This window comes from Bacillus siamensis (assembly GCF_051628075.1).
GTDB lineage: Bacteria > Bacillota > Bacilli > Bacillales > Bacillaceae > Bacillus > Bacillus siamensis.
This window is the reverse complement of record NZ_CP155579.1, coordinates 1,795,916-1,817,775: the sequence shown is the minus strand read 5'-3', so window position 1 is coordinate 1,817,775 and position 21,860 is coordinate 1,795,916. Positions and strand designations below refer to the sequence as shown.

The window sequence follows — 21,860 nt, the reverse complement described above, 5'->3', positions numbered from 1 at the left end:
CCCTCTTTCTACAAATATTCTAAATTTTCTCAAACAACATTCTAGCATACTTTTAGCATAATATGTAATATACAGAAATAATTTTCGACATGCCGCAATTCTTATTTCGTCTTTACGCAATCAGAGGAAATGGCAATTTAACCTATTTTTAAAAGTTCGAATCGAAGAATAATAGTAAAAATAAACCAATCCAAAAGAACCATTTTGTATTTGGAAGTTTTGTTATGTATTTACTCCGGCTTTCATCGTGGTAAAATTTTGAATAACATTTTATCGCGAAAGGATATGATCATGAAAATCTTTGAAGCAACTACCCTGCTTTCTGCCGCCAAACAACGCGCAAACGAATACAAAGAATTGCGCAGCCAAATGACGAACCTGAAAAATGCGTTCCAAGGCATGGCAGACCTGGGCGACAGCGATTTTTCGGGCAAAGGCGCCGACAACATCAAAGCTTTATTTCAAGATCACGCTGGCGTCACAGATGAATGGCTGGAATTGATTGATATGAAAATTGCGTTTCTCACAAGCATAGAAGCTATGATTGAAGATGCCGGCCTTTCAGACTCTTATGTAGAAGAATCTTTCCTTGAACATGAATTGACAAACGCACTTGATAAATCAAAAGCGATTATGCAAGAACAGCGCAACGAAATGAAAGGTATCCTTGATGAAATCGCAGATATACTGCCGCTCGATCTCTTTTCAACCGCTAACGCGGATCAAAAATTAGATGATTCTGATACAACAAAAAGAGATACAATACAAAAAATTGGTGAGCTGGATAACAACCTTTCAAATGAATATGGGCTGTCAGAAGCTAATGAGGCGTTCATTATGGCAGATTTCCAGGCATTACAAGATGCGACAGGGAAAGGCAAAAACGCCACCCCGCTCAACTATAATGCCAAGGCGTACCGGGAAAGTGAAATCCATCAGATGCAAGCAGGATTACATAAACAATCATCGGAATATCTTTCGTTCAAAAAACAGCAGGCAGAAGAAAGAAGAATTGCGAAGGAACAGGAAGAGCTCGCGAACAGACCTTGGTACGAAAAAACATGGGATGTCGTTTGTAATTTTACAGGAGAAGTTACTGGGTATTATGATTATAAAAGAGCGGCTGATGGAGTTGACCCAGTCACAGGTGAAAAACTCACTGCAGGTCAGCGAGTCGCACCTGTTAATTCTTCCTCACCTGTCACTAAGTTTGTTTGTATCTTTTTGATTTTTCTTTTTATTTCTACAAAAGGAACCTCTTTCATAGATTTCATTTCATCTATGTGATGAAATTTTCTCAAAAATTCTGATTGACATACTATTGCAGAAAGTTCCATATACAACTTATTAAGCTGATTGTACAGTTCTATTTTGAAAAAACTTGAACAAAATGTTTCCTAAAAGTGTGAATATTGCAGTAGCTACTACAAGACCTATTCTGTCTCCTAAATCCATTTTCTCACCTCCCATTTTATTATCGGTGAAAGAGAAGAAATAAGGAATAATTTGCAGAATTTGTCGAACTTTTGTCAGTACAAGTACATAGTAAGGTTTAAAGATGTAAGGTTTAAAGATTCAATTTTAAAAATTACAATAAATAATAAGAGATTTTTTACTTTCGAAATGCTTTTTGTAATTCTTCAATAATTTTATTTTGCTCTTTTTGTTTTCTGTCAACAGCTGTGTTGCCTTGATCGCTTGCAAGGTTCATGATTTTCCTTATTCTTCTATGAGTACACATTCTTAATATTTTTGAAATCTGCTTAACTGGTTTACTAAACTCCTTCAAATGCTGATTGTTGAATTGTAAATTAGTTTCTGTTATATGAAAATTATCAAAAAAATCTTGACTTACCAAAATAGCACCAGAGATTTGATCCTCTGTTTCCTTTTTTTTAAAGACTATTTCCAAAACTCCTGTTTTCCCAGGTTCTAGAGTTACTAATGGTTTAGATAAGTAATGTTGATCTCCCTTTTTATTTCCACCTTTTACGGTGATAATTAAAAAGGTTTTTAAAGCTACCCCTTTTTCATAGTTCTTTACTTCAAAAGAAATAGTAACTTTTTGATTCTCGAGTCTCTTTTTTATATTGCTAGCTATTAGACGAGGAGCATCGTTAATTAGAAGATTTTTACGTGTTAAGAAATAACTAGATAAAGATATAAGAGCTGCAAAACTACTTATAATGAGAGGTACTATAGCCAAATTATTCATCCTTTTTTTATTCATTATACATAAAAAAGGAATTAAGAAACAATAACGTCCTCCCTATTGGATTGAAAAAACAGCCTAATAATATTGTTTTAACCTCTCTCTACACTCATACTGTTAACCGCCAATAGTCTGTCTATCCTGAGTTTTACCGGATGCAGTTTACTGAGAATATAAAAAAGCACCTTAATAGAGGTGCAATTTTATTCATTATTATATTATTGAGAGTTATCACTTGAATTACTTTGATTTTCAAACTCATTTACTCTGTCCATAAAATATTCTAGGTTCCTATCAAAATAATAATAATTTATCAGCATAATCATTATTAGAGTACCATTACCACTTTCAAGTATTATCGTTTTTACGCTGAGTAAGTTTAGATCTGTACAACAGAGGATTATTATAGTCACAAATGACAGCATTAAACTTGTAAGCAAGCCCCTTCTTGCATGTAGTTGCCCTAAACGATAACTGTATATGTTTTTGATTCCCTTACCAAGTTCTTCTTCTTCAATGATTCGCTTGTCTATCTTAAACTCTCTATCAAAGTAAACTAACCATTTTCTTTTTCTGTATTCAGGAATTACAAACCACAAAAACAAGCTAATCTGATGAATGATATGCCCTAAAATTATTCCTAGTGCTGCTGCTAGTGCAGTAAAGCCTACAAGCGAGAAACCTTTATACTTTAGAATTTGGGGTATATACCCTGGTGCGTTTATTAAGTACAACAGGGTTATAAATATCATAAACACCCATCCTGGTAATCCCCATCTTACTAAATATTTCGATTCAAAATTCAACTTAATCGCCCCCCACCTTATTATCGGTGAAAGAAAAGGACAAAGAAACAATATGCAAAATTTGTCGAAAGAAAGTTCAAGATAAATTTAATCATTAACCTCCTTATGCTAATTGCTTATTAAATTGATCTCACACATACTCCGAGAGGAAGGCCAAGTATAGCATGATCGCCCAATGAACCACGATAATACTATTCCCCGATACAGCCGCCGCAGACTAGCTGCTATCCAGGCTCAGAATGTTCCTCTCGTTCGGCTTCATTCCTCAACACCTTTGTTCCGTATTCGGATACGCCATTGATAAGGGTTAGGCGCGTCACCCGTGTTTTGTTGATAGGTTAAGTTTATCGAGATTTCAAACATAAATAGTCCCCCCTTTTCTCCCCCAATTTGTCCCCTGTTTTGTCGGGAATTTGTCGCTTATTTTTCGTTTTAACCTAAATAAAATAAACAAAAAAGAGCAGACCGAAGTCTGCTCCCTTAAAAAGTTTATGATTTGTCATTATCAGATAGCCTTAGAACCGTAATACTCAATAATATTAAGCCTATAAACGTGCCGTATTTTCCGGTATCTATATCTGTGAGTGGAGCCACAATATATTCAATCAAGAATATAATAATAGCTATTGAGACTAATATACGATTCATTTGACATTACCACCTTAATAATTAACCATTTCTCCAAGGTACAACAACAGGGGTACCAATTATCCAATTATAAGAAATTCCGTACTTTCCATTATCGGATACTTTTTTTATGGCATACTTACCAGCAAACATTGCCCCTGCAATTGCTCCAGCATATACTGAAATCCCAGGTATTTTTTTTATCAATGCTGCTATCCCGGCGATTGCCCCTGCCATACCGTCAGCATCCTCAACAATATCTAAGAATTTTTTAATTATACACGAATTCATGCTCACCTTGACTATAGGAATTGCTACCGAAACACCTTGTTTCCCTCTACATTTTGCTAGAGTTGACATCTCACTTGATTCATCGGAAATATTAACTGTAGCAGAATCGACTAGTGTTCGATGGCCATCAGTTAACAAATATTGATCAACTTTAATCGACTCTTTAGAAGTTCCTTTATCTAGAGTTTTTTGATCAATAAAATATTGTTTTCCGCCATATTCGATTGTATAAGATGCTTCACCTTCAGACTGACTTATAATATTCATTCCAGAAACATTGGTTTTTACCTTTTCATTCATCGATGTCTTAGCATAAGAAGGAAGTGCAAATCCGCAGACTAAACTCAATACAAGAAGCAAGCTTACTATTTTTGTTTTCAAATTATTATCCCTCCTTTAAGGAGACTAACATAGTCATAAGAAAAAATACACCATATAACGTTAAAATAGGAAATCCCACCTACACAACTGCTTACTACAAAAAAACACTCAGATTATTCCGAGTGCTGTAGCAATACGCAGGATAGCACGCTGTTTTATATCATAATAGGTGTCCTTCTTCATGCCGAGTCCCATATAGATATGAATGTCTTTCGTTTGGCTGGCTGTTAAGTATTTTTTCTCAATGATCATTCGTTCTTCATCATCCAGGCTATTTTCTAGCGCCCTTTCCATCTGCTTAACCTTCAGTTCATTTAATATGAAAGAATCTCTGATTGAAGGAAACGGGCTGATGCCAGCGTCAACCGATTCCTTTTTATTCTCAAGCTGTACTTTCAGTGCTCGATAATCTTTGAGTTCTTTGATCACGATTTTACGGACTGCCTTCAAATCCCCAGGATGAAGGAATGAAAGCTGTTCTGTCACATCCGTCCTCCTTTCCTCTATTTTTCACGTTCCCATTTTTGTATTCGTCGTTCAGTTAAGCAAGCCCATACAATGAGGGTAAATGAATTCAACATGAAGAGAGAAGCTATAATAGAGATAATCACTTTGTCGCCTCCTGATCCATAATCGCTTTGAGGATCAAGTAAATCTGCTGAGACACAACCGCGTTACCTAATGCTATCTTCTGTTCACCCGATTGGGAAACCCATCATCCACTCCAACAGCTGGAGATTGATGTATTTGCCAATAAGATGGGGAAACTGATGGCTCAATTCCCCCGGCAAGATCACCCCGTGTGTTCCGCCCACTTCCGAAGGAGCTAAAGGCCTGATCGGTTTGTGATTTTGACTCGCGGCTGGAGTGGGCAACAACAAATGTCCTGTATCTTTGATGCGGCACGCCGACACTGACAGCCAAAAGATGAGTTATTTGGTGACCCCAAGACTTATACATCCAGGCGTATTATTACTATTGATCAAAGGTTGGTTAATGAACTTCACGAACTAAGAAAACGACAAAACAAAGATAAACTTCAGCTTAATGAGATCTATCACTATGACCTTAACTTAGTCTTCACTCGCAAAGATGGTTCACATTTACCTAAATCGTCCTTGTTTAATGCTTTTGTCCGAATACTAAATAAAGCTGGATTAGAGAAACTTCCTATTCATGCCCTTCGTGACACACATGCTGTTTTGCTCCTTGAATCAGGTGCATCAATGAAATATGTACAAGAACGACTGGGCCATAAAAGTATTCAAGTGACGTCAGATATTTACTCACACATCAGCAAAAAAATTGATAGGGATTCAATGAATAAGTACGAGGATTATATCTCCACAATTATGGAGTAATTTTTTATTGATTTTTCGTGGGTGTTTTGTGGGTGGTATTTTATTTATATTAAATTATTAAATTTATTAACAAATCAAAAAATCCCCTGACACCAATAGTGCCAAGGGATTGAGAGATTAATATTGAGACATGTATTGTTCGCGCTCCCACGGATGAACCTGTGTGCGGAACATATCCCATTCGATTTCTTTTGCTTCGATGAAGTGTTCGAACAGATGCTCACCGAGAGCTGCAACCATGACTTCGTTTGATTTGAATTCGTCGAGAGCTTCCGCAAGTGTCGCCGGAAGGTCCACGATTCCGCTTTCCATGCGCTCTTCTTTGCTCATGACGTAGATGTTGCGGTCAATCGGAGCCGGCGCTTCAAGTTTATTTTTGATTCCGTCAAGGCCTGCTGCAAGCAATACGCTTAATGCCAGGTACGGGTTTGCCGCCGGGTCTACGCTGCGGACTTCAACACGCGTGCTGATGCCGCGGGAAGCCGGAATACGGATCAGCGGACTTCTGTTTTGCGCGCTCCATGCCACGTAGCATGGTGCTTCATAGCCCGGAACAAGGCGTTTGTAAGAGTTCACTGTCGGGTTTGTGACAGCTGTAAAGCTTGTCGCGTGTTTTACGATACCGGCAATGAAGTGTTTTGCTGTTTCACTCAGCTGAAGATCAGCGTCTTTATCAAAGAATGCGTTAACGCCATCTTTGAAGAGTGATAGATTACAGTGCATACCGGAACCGTTTACGCCGAACAGCGGTTTTGGCATAAATGTCGCATGCAGACCGTGTTTGCGGGCGATCGTTTTGACGACAAGTTTGAAAGTTTGGATGTCGTCACAAGAACGGATGGCACCGGCATATTTAAAATCGATTTCGTGCTGGCCGGGAGCCACTTCATGGTGAGATGCTTCGATTTCAAAGCCCATTTCTTCCAGCTCAAGCACGATATCGCGGCGGCAGTTTTCTCCCAAGTCAGTCGGAGCCAGGTCGAAGTATCCGCCTTTATCGTTCAATTCGAGTGTCGGTTCGCCTTTTTCATCTAATTTAAACAGGAAGAATTCAGGCTCAGGTCCAAGATTGAAATCGCTGAAACCGAGTTCTTTCATTTCATTCAGAATCCGTTTGAGGTTGTTACGCGGGTCACCTTCGAACGGGGTGCCATCCGGATTGTAGATATCACAGATGAAGCGTGCTACTTTACCTTTTTCAGCTGTCCATGGGAAGATAACAAATGTGTTTAGATCAGGATATAAGTACATATCAGATTCTTCGATGCGGACAAAACCTTCGATGGAAGAACCATCAAACATGCATTTATTATCAAGTGCTTTTTCAAGCTGGCTCACAGGAATTTCCACGTTTTTAATCGTTCCGAGAATGTCTGTAAACTGAAGGCGGATGTACTTTACGTTTTCCTCATTTACTAATTTTACGATGTCTTCTCTTGTGTACTTTGCCATTTCGTAAAACTCCTCCTCTAAAAGGTAAATGTATATAGCAAAACAGTTGCTAACGGATTAATGAAAGAATCGGGACATATCACCTTGGCGGAAGGTATTCCCCCGCTGGAATCGGCCTGCCTGCATCAGTTCGTTTTTCAGAAGCTTTCTGAGTTCTTCGTCAGACAGATTGTGCTTCATCGGTTTGGCAGTTTTTTCGGATTTTTCTTCCGGTTCGGCAGATGCCTTATCCAGAATTTGTTTGATCCCCGCCATATTGACGCCTTGTTCAATCAAATTTTTGATTTCTAACAGTTTATCTACATCATGGAATGAAAATAATCGTCTATTTCCTTCGCTTCTCGCTGGAAATATCAGTCCATTTTCCTCATAATATCGAATTTGCCGGGCAGAAAGTTCTGTTAACTGCATGACAATTCCTATTGGAAATAAAGGCATTGAGCGGCGAATGTTATCACTCATCTCAATTTCCTCCTTTTCTTATCTTAGTCTCATTATAGGTGATGTTATATTTTGTGTCAACACAATGTAAGGAATCTTAACATCAAATTCTTTGAAAATTGCAAACGGCTCAGATCAGCCCTTTTTCCATTAGAGCATTAACTGCGCTGCAAATCGCATTTTTTACGTGCGCATAGGTTAATCCTCCTTGGACATACGCGACGTAAGGCGGTCTGATAGGGCCATCTGCCGATAATTCAATGCTCGCCCCCTGTACGAAAGTGCCCGCTGCCATAATGACATCGTCTTCATATCCCGGCATATAGCTCGGATAAGGCGTGACATGCGCATTAATCGGAGAAGCGTATTGTATCGCCTGGCAAAAAGCGATCATCTTATCAGGGTCCTGAAACTCAACAGATTGGATCAGATCCGTCCTCGGCGCATCCCATGCAGGGTTTGACGAAAATCCCAGCTTTTCAAGAAAGCGGGCGGTAAATACCGCTCCCTTCAAGCTTTGCGCCACTACGTGCGGAGCGAGAAAGAAACCTTGATACATTTCCTGCAGTGAATAAAGCGATGCGCCGGCTTCACTTCCGATTCCCGGTGAGGTCATCCGGTAAGAGCAGGCTTCAATCCACTTGGCTTTCCCCACAAGGTATCCCCCCGTTTTGGCAAGGCCGCCGCCCGGGTTTTTAATCAGGGAGCCGGCCATAAGATCCGCTCCGACGTGACAGGGTTCCCGCTCTTCCGCAAATTCTCCGTAGCAATTGTCCACAAAAACAATGACATCTTCTTTGATTTCTTTTACGAAACGAATCATCTCTTCAATCTCATTTATCCTGAAAGACGGGCGGTTCGCATATCCTTTTGAACGCTGAATACCGATCACTTTTGTATTCGGACGGATTGCAGCACGGACCGCTTCGAAGTCCACTTTGCCTTCTGTGGTTAAATCGACTGCATGATACCCGATATGAAATTCCTTAAGCGAGCCTGAATACTCCCCGCCTCTCACCCCGACAATTTCTTCGAGTGTGTCGTAAGGCTTGCCTGTGATATAAAGCAATTCGTCTCCGGGTCTCAGCACACCGAACAGCGCGATTGAGATCGCGTGCGTCCCCGAAATGATTTGCGGTCTCACGAGCCCCGCCTCTCCTCCGAACACATCAGCATAGATCTCTTCCAGAGTATCCCGGCCGATGTCATCATAACCGTATCCGGTTGAAGGTGTAAAATGCGTATCGCTTACTTTATGCTTTCTGTAGCTTTGCAGGACTCTCCATTCATTCCGTTCACTGATTTCTTCTATTCTTTTATGAACGGCGGCGATTTCCGCTTCTGTTTCTTCGGCGGTTTTTTGCAATAGAGTGCCGTGTGTCAGTGTCTCAAACATGTTGTGTATACCTTCCTTACATGAATTTCTTCAGTTCTCCAAGTATGCTTTGTTCTTCTTGCACATAACCTGAGACTTCGTAGCGTTCATTTTCTTCATTAAAATAAAGGCTGTCGATCATAGTCTCTGATTTAATGCGCGACATCAATTTGCCTTCAGCGGCGGGTACATGAACTTCATACGGCGTCATCAGCTCCCGGCGCAAATAAGCTTCGATTTCCGCTTTCAATTTCGCTTCATCCCCGGCAATTCTGGCGCTGATCATGAGGTGGCCTTCCCCTGCTGTCGGAATGAAGTCAGGAAGTGTTTCATCCCTTTTGTTATAAGCGGTTAACACCGGAATATCATCTGCTTCAAGCTCTTTTAACAGTCCGAGAACAGTCTGTTCATGCCCGGCATAATCTTCATTGGAAGAATCAATGACATGAATGATCAAGTCAGCTTCCTTCACTTCCTCAAGCGTTGAACGGAAAGCGGCAATCAGCGTTGTCGGCAAATCCTGAATAAAGCCGACCGTATCAGACAAAAGGACGCTGTAACCGCTTGGAAGCGCCATCTTTCTTGTCATGGGATCAAGTGTTGCAAACAGCAGATCTTCTTCATAGCTGTCTGAGCTTGTTAATTTATTGAACCACGTTGATTTTCCGGCATTGGTATATCCGACGAGCGCCGCCTGAAGCACACCATTCTTCTTGCGTCTCTCCCGATAACGGCTTCTGTGGCGGATAACCGTTGACAGCTGCACGTTAATTTCGTGTATGCGGTTTCTAATGTGGCGCCGGTCTGTTTCAAGCTTTGTCTCACCGGGCCCTCTCGTCCCGATTCCGCCGCCTTGTCTGGAGAGATTGATTCCTTGTCCGCTCAGGCGCGGCAGTGCGTATTGAAGCTGGGCCAATTCGATCTGAAGCTTTCCTTCCCTCGTCTTCGCCCTTTTTGCGAAAATATCCAAAATAAGCTGCGTGCGGTCGATGATCTTCGCTTCAATTGCCGTGGCGAGTGATTTAAGCTGGCTCGGTGACAGTTCATCATTAAAAATGACCAGATCCGCTTCAAGCTCTTCACACAGCGCCTTCAGCTCGTCTACTTTCCCCTTGCCTATATATGTAGCGGCATCCGCTCTGTTCCGTTTTTGTGTAATCCGGGTCAGCACCGTTCCGTCAGCCGTTTTTGTCAATGAAGCGAGCTCGTCCATGGAATGTTCAAAGTGCTCGTCGGTCATGTGCGGAAGCTGGCAGCCGACTAAAATGACCGTTTCTTTTTTTTCTTCCTGTTCGTTCAAATGGATGTTCCTTTCTGTGTCGTATTGGGCAGTAGTACTATCATACCAAACCCGCAGGACGTATACCACACATCCGGCGGGTTTTAAAAAGAGAAATAAAAAAGGCCTCTCAAACCGGCTGAGAGGATTATTCATGAGCTGCTGTGTCATCTTTTATAAATAAATCCTGACTCTTGATCGTCATCAGATCGTTTTTTAAGTATTGGTCCCCCATTAAAAGCCTCATGGCCTGAGCGCGGATTGATTTTTCAATCACATTTCTGACAAAACGTCCGTTGCTGAATTTAATGGGGCTTGTCGTGCTTTTCACCGTCATTAAGTAATCTTTTAACTTCCACTCGGCTTCCTGGCTTAATTGATACTCCCGCTCCGCTATCATGCGCTTTGCAATGTCCATCAGCTGAGCGACAGAATAATCCGGAAAATCGATGCTGATAGGAAAACGCGATTGCAGGCCGGGATTTAATGACAGGAAATGTGTCATTTCTCTCGAGTACCCTGCCAGGATCAGAATAAACTCATGCTGTTTGTCTTCCATATGCTTGACAAGCGTATCAATCGCCTCTTTACCGAAATCCTTTTCCCCGCCCCTTGCAAGTGAGTATGCTTCATCAATGAATAAAATGCCCCCGAGCGATTTTTTAATCAGATCTCTCGTTTTTTGCGCCGTGTGTCCGATGTATTCACCGACCAGATCGGCACGTTCTGCTTCGATCAGATGTCCTTTGGAAAGCACGTTCATTTCGAAGAAAAGCTTGCCGATCAGTCTCGCGACGGTTGTTTTTCCGGTGCCGGGATTGCCTTTGAACATCATATGAAGAGCTTGTTTTCCGACTTTCAGCCCTTGTTCGGCCCGTTTTTGGTTGACGAATATCCACGCATAAATTTCTTTAATGTTGCGCTTCATTTCTTCCATACCCACTAATGTGTTCATTTCTTTTTCTATTTCTTTCAGAATGCTGTGCTTGGCTTCATTTTTTTGCATGGCGGCCTGATATTCCGCCTCAGCTTCCGCATTTGTCAGCACTTGCTTTTGGCCATTAAGAATGATGTTAATTTGTCCGTTGTTTTTATAGGTTACAGCGCGCTCCAACATGCTCACCTCTCTGTTCTCTCTTTATCTTATTCATGATAAAGGCGTTCCGTGACACCCGCCTATCATCATGAGGCCCGATTACCCCTTTTATCTGTCGCATTTTCCGTTCTCTTCGGGAATGATGCTGAATCCTGCGCTTTCCCGAGAAATATTTTTCATTTCTTATTGTATTCAGCTGAAACGGAAGGACAAACCATTTATTTTTATTTTCCGGGAAATGCCGGGCGGATTTCTCATTTTTTTCATGAATGACAGCCGTACAAGCACCTTTTAAATATCATCATATGCTGTAATGAGGTGATGGAGAATGGTTAAAATTTTTTTAGACCCCGGTCATGGCGGAACTGATTCAGGCGCAACCGGAAACGGGCTTCAGGAAAAAGCGGTCACGCTGGAGATCGCGCTGGTTTTGCGCACGATTCTGACGAATGAGTATGAAGGGGTTTCTGTCACGATGAGCAGGACAAGCGATAAGACGGTCAGCCTGACGGAAAGAACGGATGCCGCCAACAGCTGGGGCGCAGATTATTTTTTATCCATTCATATTAACTCAGGAGGCGGAACCGGATTCGAAAGCTATATTTATCCGGGTGTCGGAGCGCCGACTTCGACTTATCAATCAGCCGTTCACACGCAAGTAATCCAAGCATCCGGTTTTAATGACCGAGGGAAAAAAACAGCCAACTTCCATGTGCTGCGGGAGACAAGTATGCCGGCGATTTTGACGGAGAATGGTTTTGTTGATACGGCAGCTGATGCAAACAAATTGAAAACAGCCAGTTTTATTGAAAGCCTTGCAAGAGGACATGCCAAGGGCTTGGAGCAGGCTTTCGGTCTAAAAAAAAAGCCTGACTTATATAAAGTGCAAATCGGCGCTTTCAATGTGAAAGCAAATGCTGATGCGATTGCCGCCAATGCGGTGTCTAAAGGTTTTGATGCGATTGTGCTTCCAAAAGACGGCTTATTTAAAGTGCAGATCGGCGCATTCTCTTCCAGAGATTATGCTGAATCTTTAGCAGCGCGGGCCAAAAAAGCGGGATTTGATACCGTCATTACGTTAAACTAATGAAAAACCCCTGTTCTCCCTTTTTTAGGAGGAACAGGGGTTTTTCTGTTATTGAAGAATATCGGCGACAAACTGAGACCAAGTTTCAAGCCGCTGATACACGTCTTCTTCTTTTAATTCGTTCACTTTCATCCAGCGTCCGGCGATCTGCTCTTTTTCTTTCACTTCGACTTGTGCTCCAGACGCTAATTGGAGCGCAGAAAGGATGCCGATATGCACCTTTCCGACACTGTTTTCATCATCATTGATTAAACCGAGTGTGACAATGTTTTGTTTGTCTTCCTCAAGGATGTGCAGTTCTTCTGCCAACTCCCGGTCGGTATTCTGTTTCAGCACCTCCGCAAATGAAGCCGCTCCCTCCATAGGATTCATGTGACCGCCGAAACCGAGGGAAAGTTTATTATGAAGGCGCGATTCTCCGCCGCCCGCGAGCCGTTCATACACAAACACCTCATCATCGCGGCGGATGACGACATACGGAATCGGCTGTTTAAAACGCGGGTCCTCTTCCGCGTCGCCTCTTCTGATTTCTGAAAAATGCTCCTCAATTTGAGCCATAATCTTCACGATACGCTCATCTTCGCTGTTGACTCCCTGGAATGTCAGCGTTTCGTTTTGGAAGACGTCACTCCGCGGCGCGGCTAAGATGATTTCATCCATTTTATCCATGTCGGTTCCTCCTGTCATATTTCTCCATTCAAGCCAAAAGAGCAGATATTATATCTGCTCTTCATCTTGACCGAAATAAAAATCCTCGTCTTTAATCGGTTCTACCGTCGCTTTTTTGTAGCCGTTCCCTTTCATGGAGAAGAAATCATGTGATTTCGTTTTGGTGTTTAATCCGTTTAATACGATCGGATTAATATCCTCTTCTTCAAAGTAAGGATCGAACCCTAAGTTCATCAAAGCTTTATTGGCGTTATAGCGGATGAATTTCTTTACGTCATGAGACAGCCCGACTTGATCGTACAGATCCTCGGTATACTCAAGCTCATTGTGATAAAGCTCTTCTAAAAGCTCAATCGCAAATTCACGAAGTTCCGCCTTTTTCGCTTCTGTTTGTTTATTGTATATTTCTTGGGCAAGCAGTCCGACATAGACGCCGTGGATCGCTTCATCACGAAGAATCAGGTTGATGATTTCACCGCTTTGCATCAGTTTTCCCTGTCCGTAGAAATATAACGGATAATAGAAACCGCTGTAGAAAAGGAAGCTTTCTAAGTAAACGGAAGCGACCATCGCTTTAAACAGCGAAATCTCATCGTTTTTTTTGATAGCGCGGTACAGTCCGACGACGGTTTGGGCTTTTTTCTGCAGGTACTTATTCTGCTTTACCCATTCAAACACTTCGTTGATCGTTTCAGTCGGAGCAAGTGTCATAAAAATATTTGAATATGATTTTGCGTGCACCGCGTTTTCCATCATCGCCATGAAATTAAGAACCGCTTTTCGCTGATGGCCTTCTACGTGCTCGGCCACAATCGGCATGCCCGTGTTCCCCTGCTCTGTATCAAGCAGTGTCAGGCCGGCGAGCACCTTCATGTACGTATCCTGCTCATTTTTGCCCAAGTACTTCCAAGTGAGGAGATCGCCGTTTAATGCGATCTCTTCGGGAAGCCAGAACTGCTTTACGTTTTGGTTGTAAAACATTTGGGTAAAATCATCTTCATGCTTTGACCAGTTTGCTGCGTCATAAATTTTTGTCACTGTAAACTCTCCTTTAATCAAACGACACAAGAAAGACAGCTGTCCTGCCCGGTATCTTTCGTTCTTGCATAGTAAATGGTTTTGATGCCTCTATGGTGGGCATACAGATCAATACGGTTCAGATCACGAGTTGTCATCGTATCTTTCAAAAACAGGGTAAAGCTGATTCCCTGATCGATATGCTGCTGGATTGTCGCGATCATATCCACCACTTTGAACATGTCCATATCATAAGCTTCTTTGTAGAAGAACCAGTTATTAGACGCTAACCCCGGCATCGGGTAATACGTTTTGGAGTTTCCGTATGTTCTTTCCTCAATCCGTTCCATAATCGGCATAACGGATGCCGTGCTGGATTGGACGTAGGAAATGGAGCCTGTCGGCGCGATGCACAGTCTGTAGCTGTGGTACATGCCGTTTTCAGCGACAAACGCCTTCAGCTCTTTCCAGTCTTCGATTGTCGGGATATGCATGCCTTCAAAGAGCGCAGCGATTTTTTCGTATGCCGGCGAGAATTCTTTTTCGATATATTTATTGAAATATTCTCCCGTTGCATAAGTGGAGCCTTCATAATGCTCAAACGTTTCGCCTTTTTCTTTTGCAAGCTCAGCGGAACGCTGGATGGAATAAAAGTTCACCATCATAAAGAACGTATTCGCGAAATCTCTTGCTTCCGGGCTTTCGTAAGCAATGCCGTTTTGGGCAAGGTAGCCGTGCAGGTTCATCGCGCCTAGACCGATCGACTTCATCGCTTTGTTTGCGCGTCTGACTGCCGGCGCGTTGCGGATATCCGTCGTCTCGGACACATGAGTCAGGGAATCCGTCGCGAGTTTCACCGTGCGCTCAATCGATTTATGTTTCATGACATTTAAAATATTTAAAGAACCAAGGTTGCAGGAAATGTCCAGGCCGATTTCGTCTTCCTCGTCATAATCTGTGTAAGCTGAAACCTGTGACGCCTGAAGCACCTCAGAGCAAAGGTTCGAGAATTTTACTTTTGATACGTGGTTATTCGCGTGCTCTTTGTTTACGTTATCCTGGAACATAATGTACGGATAGCCTGACTCAGAACGGAGAACGGCAAGCTTTTCAAGCAATTTGCGCGCATTCACTTTTTCTTTTTTGACGCGCGGGTTGTCGACAAGCTCCTCATACATCGCCGTCATGTCCATTTCGTCCATATGCTGGCCGTATTCTTTATAAATCGTATGAGGATAAAAGACATAAGCGGCTTTATCCTCACGCGCAAGCTCGACAAACTTGTCCGGAATCACGACGCCGATGGAAAGGGTTTTAACGCGGACATCTTCATCAGCCGAGATTTTTTTCGTATCAAGAAAGTCATTAATATCCCGGTGGAAGATGTTCAGGTATGCCGCGCCTGAGCCTTGTCTCTGCCCCATTTGGTCAGCGTAGCGGAACGCATTATCAAGAAGCTTCATCACGCCTACGACGCCTTTTGTGGCGTTTTCCACATCTTTAATCGCTTCACCTTTCGCACGGAGCTTAGACAGATTAAGAGAAACCCCGCCGCCCAGTTTAGAAAGCTGCATGGAGATGTCGATCGCTCTTGAGATGTCGTTTAAGGAATCATTGACTTCCAAGAGGAAACAGCTGACAAGCTCTCCGCGGCGTTTGCGGCCCGCATTTAAGAATGTCGGCGTGCTCGGCTGATATTCCTGATTGATCATCAGATTCACATATTCTTTCGCTTTCTCTGTGTCGCCGTTTGCGAAGAACAGCGCAACAATTGAGATCCGGTCCTCGTAACGCTCGAGGATTCTTTTTTTGTCATTCGTTTTCAAAGCATAGTCATTATAGAATTTAAACGCACTCATGAAGGAAGGAAAACGAAACTTCTTTGCGTAAGCTGTCTTAAACACTTCTTTAATGTCTTCAAAAGAATACAGGCTTAAGAATTCTTCTTCGTAGTATTGGTTTTCAATTAAATAATCCAGCTTCTCTTTCAAATCGTGAAAGTAAACTGTGTTTTGGTTGATATAGTCAACAAAATAGCTATGTACAGCCTCTTTATCTTTATCAAACTGGAATTTTCCATCTTGTTGGATCATAATTTCGTTATTTAACTGAATCCATTTTGGCACTTGGTTTTGTGACAACTTTTTCTACCTCCTGAGTAAACAATTCAACGTCTTTCGCTGTGCCGCTGAGTTCAAATTTGTGCAAGATCGGCACCTGATATTGTCTTGAAATGGTATCGGCGCTTTTTGCAAAGTTATCGCCCCATACTTTGTTGCCGCTCGCAGCGACTCCTAATAAGAGATGGGCGTATTTTTCGAGAAATGATTGTGTTGATGCCGGTACCTGACCGAAGTTTGTCGTGTAGGTGACCAAAACAAACGGAGTGTCCACGTGGTCCATTTCATCCACCTTGCGGATCAGCTGAAAGTCTGTTTTATTCACAAAACGCTGAACATTCCCTGTCTTTGAATCAAATATGATTTGAACCATCCTTATCACGACCTATCAAAAATAATGAATCTCTTAACACTATATATAGTATACTAACCTCTCAGAAAAACACAACATATTGAGATCGATTTATAAAAAGTTCATATTTTTGAAAGAGCGGACCTTGGTTCTGCCCCGATTAACGCCCAAAAAAGAGAGCAGAACGAGAATCATCTCTCATCCTACTCAAGGTGTCATGTGTAAGCCGATGTCTATCATAACATGAAAAAAAACTGCTTAGTAGTCTAGACTTTTATTCTTATTTTTTGTAAGAATCACATTTTTTTTCGCTTTCAACGGTCTCTTCTATTTCCGCATCAGCACCGATTTCTTTCAGCACAGCTTTCAGAGCGCTTGTGATGGAAGCCTCTCTGAGCAGTTCTTTGCCGTCAACAATGATGCTGGTTCCATATTCATAGCAGGAATCATCTTCACAGGTTTCTTCCCAATGGTTGATTATCACCTTGTGTTTCAATCGTCTCACCCTCTGCATGATCAATGTCAGTACCTAGTGTAGCTTGTGCGGCCCGCTTTGTAAATTCGAAAGCTTGTGAAATTTATTCAAGCTCATCTAACGTCGTTTCTTTTTTCAGTTCGACTTTATTTGTTTTTTCGTTGTAACGATATATTTTTAAATAACCGTCTTCGACGACGCCGAATTGGTTATGCTCCAGCTGCACCGTGCCTTCTGTCTGCGGTTCGGCATCCGCCGAGCCGCCGTCATCATCCGTCACCACCGTTTCATGATTGCTGCATGCTCCAAACAGCAAAAACACAGCGATCCAGACGAGCGTTATCCTGATTCTTCTCAGTTCATTCTCACTTTCGAACATTGTTTTCCAAGCCCCCTTTTATGTTGCCGATATACAGCCGGCAATATACAGATGCGCATAGAAAAAGACCATTGTTCATGGTCTTTGACAAAAGTTTATTCAAGCTCAAGCTGAACGTTTTTTTGCGGGGCGAACGTGGAGATGGCATGTTTATAAATAAGCTGCTGCTTCCCCTCCGTTTCGAGTAAGACGGTAAAGTTGTCAAAGCCTTTTACCTGGCCGCGAAGCTGAAAGCCGTTGAGTAAAAATACTGTGACGAACGTATTGTCTTTTCGGATTTGATTCAAAAACTGATCCTGAATATTAATCGGTTTCATGTTTCGTCCTCCTTGGTTCTCAATACAATACTGTTTCGATTAAATTTCCAGTTTTCCTGCTATACACTCGAAAATTTCCTTTTTTTTCTGTTCAAGATCAACAGGCGGCGTCATATCGGTCCATGAAACGGACATTTTATTGCGAAACCAGGTCAGCTGGCGTTTCGCATAACGTCTTGAATTTTGTTTTAATTGCTCCACGGCCTGAGGAAGCGGCACTTTTCCATCAAGATATTCATACAGCTCTTTATAGCCGATCGCCTGAATCGATTGGCTGTCCCGAATATTCATATCATACAGCCGCTTGACTTCCTCAAGAAGGCCGGCTTCCATCATCAGGTCAACACGCTCGTTAATCCGGCCGTACAGCACTTCTCTGTCCATTGTAAGACCGATGAGCACCGCATTGTAAAGCAGCTCCCGTTTTTGGGTTTTAAGATGTTCTGACATTGTTTTGCCCGATATGTGCAGAATTTCGAGCGCGCGGATGACTCTTCGCGTATTGTTTTGATGAATGGCTGCCGCTGCTTCCGGATCGGCCGCCGCAAGTTTAGCATGAAGAGCCTCAGCCCCTTCCTCGGCAGCCAGTTTCTCCATGCGCTCCCGGAACACAGGATCACCGGAGTGTTCCGTAAACGTATAATCATACAGCACAGACTGAATGTACAGACCCGTCCCTCCGACAATCATCGGGAGCTTTCCTCTGGCGGCAATCTCGCTGATTTTTTCTCTCACCATTTTTTGATAATCGGCCGTTGAAAAAGTGTCGGACGGCTCCAAAATATCAATCAGATGATGCGGCACGCCTTCTGTCTCTTCTTCGGTGACTTTGGCCGTTCCGATGTCCATCCCTTTATATACCTGCATGGAATCCCCGCTGATGATTTCCGCATTCAGCATTTTTGCGAGTCCGATGCTCAGTTTTGTTTTTCCGACTGCCGTCGGCCCGACAAGTATGACGACAGACTGTTTTTTATTTTTCAATATGTATCACTCTCTTTTATAAATCTCCCCCTAATTATAACATTCATTGCTCCATGCACCTATCCATTTTGCCCTTTTTCCTGAGCGCTAAACGTCCGCTACCACCCGATCGGCTCGTTGCCGACAACCTCTCTCGTTTTTCCTTTGAGTGTATGGCGGTGCGTTTTCCGTCCTTCCTCCCGCGGATCGTAAACGACGCCGCCGTACTGGATCTGAATCGGCTCATTGTAGGCGGCAAAGGTGGTCTCTGAAAGCTCATGGTAATGCGTTCCGTCAGCCCTCGGAATGGCAGGACCGGAAATACCGTAATATCTGTGGAAATGCCCGTTTTCAAATGAGGTGATGCCCGTATAGAAATGTGTATGCTGATCTGTATTGCTGCCGTTCTCAGGCTGTGAGAAGCCTTCGATCAAATGGTAATGCCCCTGCACAACATCCGTTACAGCCCGGTAAGCGTGTGTGTGCGGAGGTTTTTTTGACCAATCGGACTGATACAGGCCCACAAAAGCTCACTCCTTTATTTTTTTGATAAACGCCCAATCAAAAATTGGTGGGCTGAATACTCTGTTATCATCTAAAATTTATTCTTGGAGGTACCTTAATTATGAATGAAGAATACGCATACGCAGCAGATAGTGAAATGAGACAGTTTGGACGGCCAGGATTTGGTTTTGGCCGGCCGGGCTTCGGGTTCGGACGTCCCGGATTCGGCTTTGGATTCGGACGGCCGGGTTTTGGTTTTGGCCGGCCTTGGTTTGGCCGCCCTTGGTTTGGCTATGGATTCGGACGTCCGTTTGGATTTTTCGGCGGTCCGTTTGCCGGAGGGCTTGTCGGGGGTCTGGTCGGAAGCGCCTTATTAAATCCGTATCTGTACGGCGGTTTCGGCTATCCGTACGGAGGTTATCCGTATTACTACTAATCAAAAAGGGCTCCTTTCAGGGGCCTTTTTATATAGGCCGAATGTCTTGACTTGCCGGGTAAAGATCGGATATTATTTTATTTTACTGCCTTAAACAAAAGGCATGAAGAAGATGATGAGAGGGGGATTGGATATGATTCTGGGTTATATCTTCCTCACAATTGCTATTTTATCAGAGTCAATGGGTGCGGCCATGCTGAAGGTCTCCCGCGGATTTACGCGGTTTGTGCCGAGCGCGCTTGTAGTGGCTGGCTATTCATTGGCCTTTTATATGCTTTCACTGACACTGAATCTTATTCCGCTCAGCTTATCCTACGCTACATGGAGCGGGGCCGGAACGGTGCTTGCGTCCATTATCGGAGCGAAGTGGTTCCAGGAAAAACTGGACAAGCAGGCCGTCATCGGACTCTTTTTCTTATTGGCCGGTGTCATTTTGATGAATTGGTAGAAAGGAGAGGCATGCTGATGAAAGGATTACTTTGCTTGGCATTAGCCATTGTATCAGAAGTGTTCGGGAGCACGATGCTGAAGCTGTCGGACGGTTTTACGCACCTGTGGCCCGCTCTCGGCGTCATTGCCGGAATCGGAGCCTCTTTTATGTTTTTGAGCTTTTCATTGAAAAGCCTTGATTTATCCGCCGCATACGCGACATGGTCAGGTGTCGGCACGGCTTTAACTGCAATCGTCGGCTTTATTGTTTTTAAGGAAGCCATGACGATCAAAATGATGGCCGGTCTTGTGTTGGTCATCACGGGCGTCATCCTGCTCAACCGTTCCAAATCTCAAAAAACGAAAAAAAATCAAACGGCCCGGAGCTGACCGTTTGATTTCGTCATGCGCGGGCGGCTTTTACTTCAACCTCAAGCTCCATCTCCACGTTTCCCTGAACCGCTCGTGAAATCATACACGACGATTCCGCTTTTTGCGCTAACTTCCCGGCCAGTGCAAAATCCGTTTCGTTTGCATCCGGCTTTAATAATATAAACGGGCGGTGAATGATTTTTTGATACGTGAACACACCGTTTGTTACATCTACAATTCCTTCAGATTCCATATGTAAATCTTCTTTATCGAGACCGCTTCTTTCCATCATTGCCGCAAGCGTTATAATATAACAGGTCGCGGCCGCTCCAAGCAGCATCTCATCAGGATTTGTGCCTTCTCCCGGACCGTCCATTTCCTTAGGAATGGACACAGCCGTTTCAAGCCGGCCGCTTTTAATATCGCCGACGTCATTCCGATTTCCGGGCCAATTTGCTTTTAAATAAAAATGATGTTTTGCCAAGGGACCATCCTCCTTTTTTTCAAGTTTACTCATCTTTCACTGGTTTGTCTTATGATAAGCTCATGAATACTCTTGATTGATCACTCTTTTTATCGTACGGACAAACCGGTAAAATTCGTCTGTTTTTGTGAATTCTCTTTCACGGTAGTCGAAATTATCAAAAAACGCTTCCCGCTGTTCTCTGCTGATCTCAAGCTGTATGCTTAGACCTGTTTGCGCCTGATTATTGATATTTTCTGTGTCAACCCCGGCCAGACCGGTTTTTGAGGTTGCCAATTCTGCAGGAAATCCATTTCGTTTGAAAGCTCTCACCAATTTTTCCGCCCGCTTCCGGTCGCTTCCTCCGACAAGGGTATTTTTCTCGTCGCCTTTATAACCGTGAACTGCGATCACATAATGGTGCTGCTTAATGCTTTCCACGGCTAAAGGCTCATCGAACTTGGTGCTCGTAATATGAAGAGTTTGATTATCATGCGCTTTTAATCCCTCAAACAGGTAGGTTGAATAATCATCTCTGAAAGAGCGGACGATCTCGCTCACCCCGCCCTCAATTCTCCCTCCGTGCGGCGACATGATCAATACAGGGCTCCCCTTTCGCTTATTGTACGATATATGATAATCGTCGGGGTCTTCATGTTCAGCCAGATCTTTAAAATCTGTGTATGTATCTGAAGAATTCGAGGGATCAGGGTCTGACGCATAGTGAGCGCATCTTATTAGTAAGACCATTGCTACGATAATGATGACATTAAGTAAAATTCTTTTCATCAGCTCTCCTTCTTTGCTCCTTTCTGAAAAATGAGATATTCATTATTTGGATTTTTGTCAATAGGTCTTATCTTAACATTCTATTAACATTATCATCAGTGAAAAACTTCCCGGTTTCGAAAAATCAATGGATGGTCACGGTTCAAGCGCTCAAATGCCGGGCATCA

Annotated in this window: 24 protein-coding genes and 2 pseudogenes; 6 read left to right on the top strand and 20 right to left on the bottom strand. The window is 43.0% G+C overall.

Annotation, left to right across the window (positions count from 1 at the left end; genetic code table 11):
* Window positions 1–291 precede the first annotated feature (291 nt).
* A pseudogene (locus tag ABDB98_RS08995) lies at window positions 292–1,179 on the top strand (ribonuclease YeeF family protein); the annotation flags it as partial.
* A 433-nt stretch (window positions 1,180–1,612) separates the two neighbouring features.
* On the opposite strand, the gene ABDB98_RS08990 reads toward ABDB98_RS08995, so the two are convergent.
* The 4 genes from ABDB98_RS08990 to ABDB98_RS08975 all read right to left on the bottom strand — a co-directional run bounded on the left by ABDB98_RS08990 (window position 1,613) and on the right by ABDB98_RS08975 (window position 4,803).
* Window positions 1,613–2,206, bottom strand: a complete 594-nt coding sequence (locus tag ABDB98_RS08990; protein WP_438422004.1) for a hypothetical protein — start codon at window positions 2,204–2,206, stop codon at window positions 1,613–1,615.
* A 224-nt stretch (window positions 2,207–2,430) separates the two neighbouring features.
* The gene (locus ABDB98_RS08985) at window positions 2,431–3,018 is read right to left on the bottom strand and encodes a hypothetical protein (RefSeq protein ID WP_438422003.1); all 588 of its coding nucleotides are present in this window, start codon (window positions 3,016–3,018) and stop codon (window positions 2,431–2,433) included.
* A gap of 669 nt (window positions 3,019–3,687) precedes the next feature.
* Complete coding sequence (locus ABDB98_RS08980; protein ID WP_438422002.1) at window positions 3,688–4,317, bottom strand: hypothetical protein; 630 nt, start codon at window positions 4,315–4,317, stop codon at window positions 3,688–3,690.
* A gap of 108 nt (window positions 4,318–4,425) precedes the next feature.
* Complete coding sequence (locus ABDB98_RS08975) at window positions 4,426–4,803, bottom strand: ArpU family phage packaging/lysis transcriptional regulator (protein WP_438422001.1); 378 nt, start codon at window positions 4,801–4,803, stop codon at window positions 4,426–4,428.
* 437 nt (window positions 4,804–5,240) lie between these two features.
* Between ABDB98_RS08975 and ABDB98_RS08970 the strand changes: the two are divergent.
* A pseudogene (locus ABDB98_RS08970) lies at window positions 5,241–5,678 on the top strand (tyrosine-type recombinase/integrase); the annotation flags it as partial.
* Between the two features lie 117 nt (window positions 5,679–5,795).
* On the opposite strand, the gene glnA reads toward ABDB98_RS08970, so the two are convergent.
* The 5 genes from glnA to spoVK form a co-directional block, all read right to left on the bottom strand.
* Window positions 5,796–7,130 carry a type I glutamate--ammonia ligase gene (glnA, locus tag ABDB98_RS08965; RefSeq protein ID WP_060962718.1) on the bottom strand — a complete coding sequence of 445 codons (1,335 nt, stop codon included), beginning with the start codon at window positions 7,128–7,130 and terminating at the stop codon, window positions 5,796–5,798.
* A 57-nt stretch (window positions 7,131–7,187) separates the two neighbouring features.
* The gene (locus ABDB98_RS08960; protein WP_438421999.1) at window positions 7,188–7,592 is read right to left on the bottom strand and encodes a MerR family transcriptional regulator; all 405 of its coding nucleotides are present in this window, start codon (window positions 7,590–7,592) and stop codon (window positions 7,188–7,190) included.
* A 109-nt stretch (window positions 7,593–7,701) separates the two neighbouring features.
* Window positions 7,702–8,967, bottom strand: a complete 1,266-nt coding sequence (locus ABDB98_RS08955) for an aminotransferase class I/II-fold pyridoxal phosphate-dependent enzyme (RefSeq protein ID WP_438421998.1) — start codon at window positions 8,965–8,967, stop codon at window positions 7,702–7,704.
* Between the two features lie 16 nt (window positions 8,968–8,983).
* Window positions 8,984–10,246 carry a GTPase HflX gene (gene hflX / locus ABDB98_RS08950; protein WP_438421996.1) on the bottom strand — a complete coding sequence of 421 codons (1,263 nt, stop codon included), beginning with the start codon at window positions 10,244–10,246 and terminating at the stop codon, window positions 8,984–8,986.
* Window positions 10,247–10,373: 127 nt separating this feature from the next.
* Window positions 10,374–11,342 (bottom strand): stage V sporulation protein K, encoded by a 969-nt coding sequence (spoVK, locus tag ABDB98_RS08945; RefSeq protein ID WP_438421994.1) that lies wholly within the window; start codon window positions 11,340–11,342, stop codon window positions 10,374–10,376.
* Between the two features lie 307 nt (window positions 11,343–11,649).
* Between spoVK and ABDB98_RS08940 the strand changes: the two genes are divergently transcribed.
* Window positions 11,650–12,408 (top strand): N-acetylmuramoyl-L-alanine amidase, encoded by a 759-nt coding sequence (locus ABDB98_RS08940; protein WP_438421992.1) that lies wholly within the window; start codon window positions 11,650–11,652, stop codon window positions 12,406–12,408.
* A 48-nt stretch (window positions 12,409–12,456) separates the two neighbouring features.
* Here ABDB98_RS08940 and ABDB98_RS08935 read toward each other — a convergent pair whose 3' ends face one another.
* From ABDB98_RS08935 to ABDB98_RS08895, 9 genes are all read right to left on the bottom strand, one after another.
* Window positions 12,457–13,077: a hypothetical protein gene (locus ABDB98_RS08935; protein WP_060962723.1), complete on the bottom strand. Its 621-nt coding sequence runs from the start codon at window positions 13,075–13,077 to the stop codon at window positions 12,457–12,459.
* A gap of 48 nt (window positions 13,078–13,125) precedes the next feature.
* Window positions 13,126–14,115, bottom strand: coding sequence for a class 1b ribonucleoside-diphosphate reductase subunit beta (gene nrdF, locus ABDB98_RS08930; RefSeq protein ID WP_438421991.1), 990 nt, complete (start codon window positions 14,113–14,115; stop codon window positions 13,126–13,128).
* A gap of 17 nt (window positions 14,116–14,132) precedes the next feature.
* On the bottom strand, window positions 14,133–16,235 hold the full coding sequence (nrdE, locus tag ABDB98_RS08925; protein ID WP_007611605.1) for a class 1b ribonucleoside-diphosphate reductase subunit alpha: 2,103 nt from the start codon (window positions 16,233–16,235) through the stop codon (window positions 14,133–14,135).
* Window positions 16,195–16,587: a class Ib ribonucleoside-diphosphate reductase assembly flavoprotein NrdI gene (gene nrdI / locus ABDB98_RS08920; RefSeq protein WP_016936022.1), complete on the bottom strand. Its 393-nt coding sequence runs from the start codon at window positions 16,585–16,587 to the stop codon at window positions 16,195–16,197. Before nrdI ends, nrdE begins: the two co-directional genes overlap by 41 nt.
* A gap of 259 nt (window positions 16,588–16,846) precedes the next feature.
* The gene (locus ABDB98_RS08915; protein ID WP_016936023.1) at window positions 16,847–17,062 is read right to left on the bottom strand and encodes a hypothetical protein; all 216 of its coding nucleotides are present in this window, start codon (window positions 17,060–17,062) and stop codon (window positions 16,847–16,849) included.
* A gap of 82 nt (window positions 17,063–17,144) precedes the next feature.
* The gene (locus ABDB98_RS08910) at window positions 17,145–17,420 is read right to left on the bottom strand and encodes a YmzC family protein (protein WP_438421990.1); all 276 of its coding nucleotides are present in this window, start codon (window positions 17,418–17,420) and stop codon (window positions 17,145–17,147) included.
* A 95-nt stretch (window positions 17,421–17,515) separates the two neighbouring features.
* Window positions 17,516–17,737, bottom strand: a complete 222-nt coding sequence (hfq, locus tag ABDB98_RS08905; RefSeq protein WP_003154064.1) for an RNA chaperone Hfq — start codon at window positions 17,735–17,737, stop codon at window positions 17,516–17,518.
* A gap of 39 nt (window positions 17,738–17,776) precedes the next feature.
* Complete coding sequence (gene miaA / locus ABDB98_RS08900; protein WP_438421988.1) at window positions 17,777–18,721, bottom strand: tRNA (adenosine(37)-N6)-dimethylallyltransferase MiaA; 945 nt, start codon at window positions 18,719–18,721, stop codon at window positions 17,777–17,779.
* Window positions 18,722–18,819: 98 nt separating this feature from the next.
* Entirely contained in the window at window positions 18,820–19,224 is a 405-nt protein-coding gene (locus tag ABDB98_RS08895; RefSeq protein WP_438421987.1) for a YmaF family protein, read from the bottom strand.
* 101 nt (window positions 19,225–19,325) lie between these two features.
* Here ABDB98_RS08895 and ABDB98_RS08890 point away from each other — a divergent pair, with 101 nt between their 5' ends.
* The 3 genes from ABDB98_RS08890 to erbB all read left to right on the top strand — a co-directional run bounded on the left by ABDB98_RS08890 (window position 19,326) and on the right by erbB (window position 20,459).
* Window positions 19,326–19,640: a hypothetical protein gene (locus ABDB98_RS08890; RefSeq protein ID WP_438421986.1), complete on the top strand. Its 315-nt coding sequence runs from the start codon at window positions 19,326–19,328 to the stop codon at window positions 19,638–19,640.
* Between the two features lie 133 nt (window positions 19,641–19,773).
* The gene (erbA, locus tag ABDB98_RS08885; protein ID WP_016936028.1) at window positions 19,774–20,088 is read left to right on the top strand and encodes an SMR family multidrug efflux transporter EbrA; all 315 of its coding nucleotides are present in this window, start codon (window positions 19,774–19,776) and stop codon (window positions 20,086–20,088) included.
* Window positions 20,089–20,105: 17 nt separating this feature from the next.
* On the top strand, window positions 20,106–20,459 hold the full coding sequence (gene erbB, locus ABDB98_RS08880) for an SMR family multidrug efflux transporter EbrB (protein ID WP_438421985.1): 354 nt from the start codon (window positions 20,106–20,108) through the stop codon (window positions 20,457–20,459).
* Between the two features lie 13 nt (window positions 20,460–20,472).
* On the opposite strand, the gene ABDB98_RS08875 is transcribed toward erbB, so the two are convergent.
* Complete coding sequence (locus ABDB98_RS08875; RefSeq protein ID WP_438421984.1) at window positions 20,473–20,925, bottom strand: OsmC family protein; 453 nt, start codon at window positions 20,923–20,925, stop codon at window positions 20,473–20,475.
* A 60-nt stretch (window positions 20,926–20,985) separates the two neighbouring features.
* Window positions 20,986–21,693, bottom strand: coding sequence for a poly-gamma-glutamate hydrolase family protein (locus tag ABDB98_RS08870; protein WP_438421983.1), 708 nt, complete (start codon window positions 21,691–21,693; stop codon window positions 20,986–20,988).
* Between the last annotated feature and the right edge of the window lie 167 nt (window positions 21,694–21,860).

Excerpts from the sequence above, each read along its gene's own strand:
- ABDB98_RS08940 (WP_438421992.1), top strand. The coding sequence starts at position 11,650 with ATGGTTAAAATTTTTTTAGACCCCGGTCATGGCGGAACTGATTCAGGC.
- ABDB98_RS08955 (WP_438421998.1), bottom strand. The coding sequence starts at position 8,967 with ATGTTTGAGACACTGACACACGGCACTCTATTGCAAAAAACCGCCGAA.
- ABDB98_RS08935 (WP_060962723.1), bottom strand. The coding sequence starts at position 13,077 with ATGGATAAAATGGATGAAATCATCTTAGCCGCGCCGCGGAGTGACGTC.
- hfq (WP_003154064.1), bottom strand. The coding sequence starts at position 17,737 with ATGAAACCGATTAATATTCAGGATCAGTTTTTGAATCAAATCCGAAAA.
- spoVK (WP_438421994.1), bottom strand. The coding sequence starts at position 11,342 with ATGTTGGAGCGCGCTGTAACCTATAAAAACAACGGACAAATTAACATC.
- ABDB98_RS08890 (WP_438421986.1), top strand. The coding sequence starts at position 19,326 with ATGAATGAAGAATACGCATACGCAGCAGATAGTGAAATGAGACAGTTT.
- ABDB98_RS08910 (WP_438421990.1), bottom strand. The coding sequence starts at position 17,420 with ATGTTCGAAAGTGAGAATGAACTGAGAAGAATCAGGATAACGCTCGTC.
- glnA (WP_060962718.1), bottom strand. The coding sequence starts at position 7,130 with ATGGCAAAGTACACAAGAGAAGACATCGTAAAATTAGTAAATGAGGAA.
- nrdI (WP_016936022.1), bottom strand. The coding sequence starts at position 16,587 with ATGGTTCAAATCATATTTGATTCAAAGACAGGGAATGTTCAGCGTTTT.
- ABDB98_RS08960 (WP_438421999.1), bottom strand. The coding sequence starts at position 7,592 with ATGAGTGATAACATTCGCCGCTCAATGCCTTTATTTCCAATAGGAATT.
- erbB (WP_438421985.1), top strand. The coding sequence starts at position 20,106 with ATGAAAGGATTACTTTGCTTGGCATTAGCCATTGTATCAGAAGTGTTC.
- erbA (WP_016936028.1), top strand. The coding sequence starts at position 19,774 with ATGATTCTGGGTTATATCTTCCTCACAATTGCTATTTTATCAGAGTCA.
- ABDB98_RS08870 (WP_438421983.1), bottom strand. The coding sequence starts at position 21,693 with ATGAAAAGAATTTTACTTAATGTCATCATTATCGTAGCAATGGTCTTA.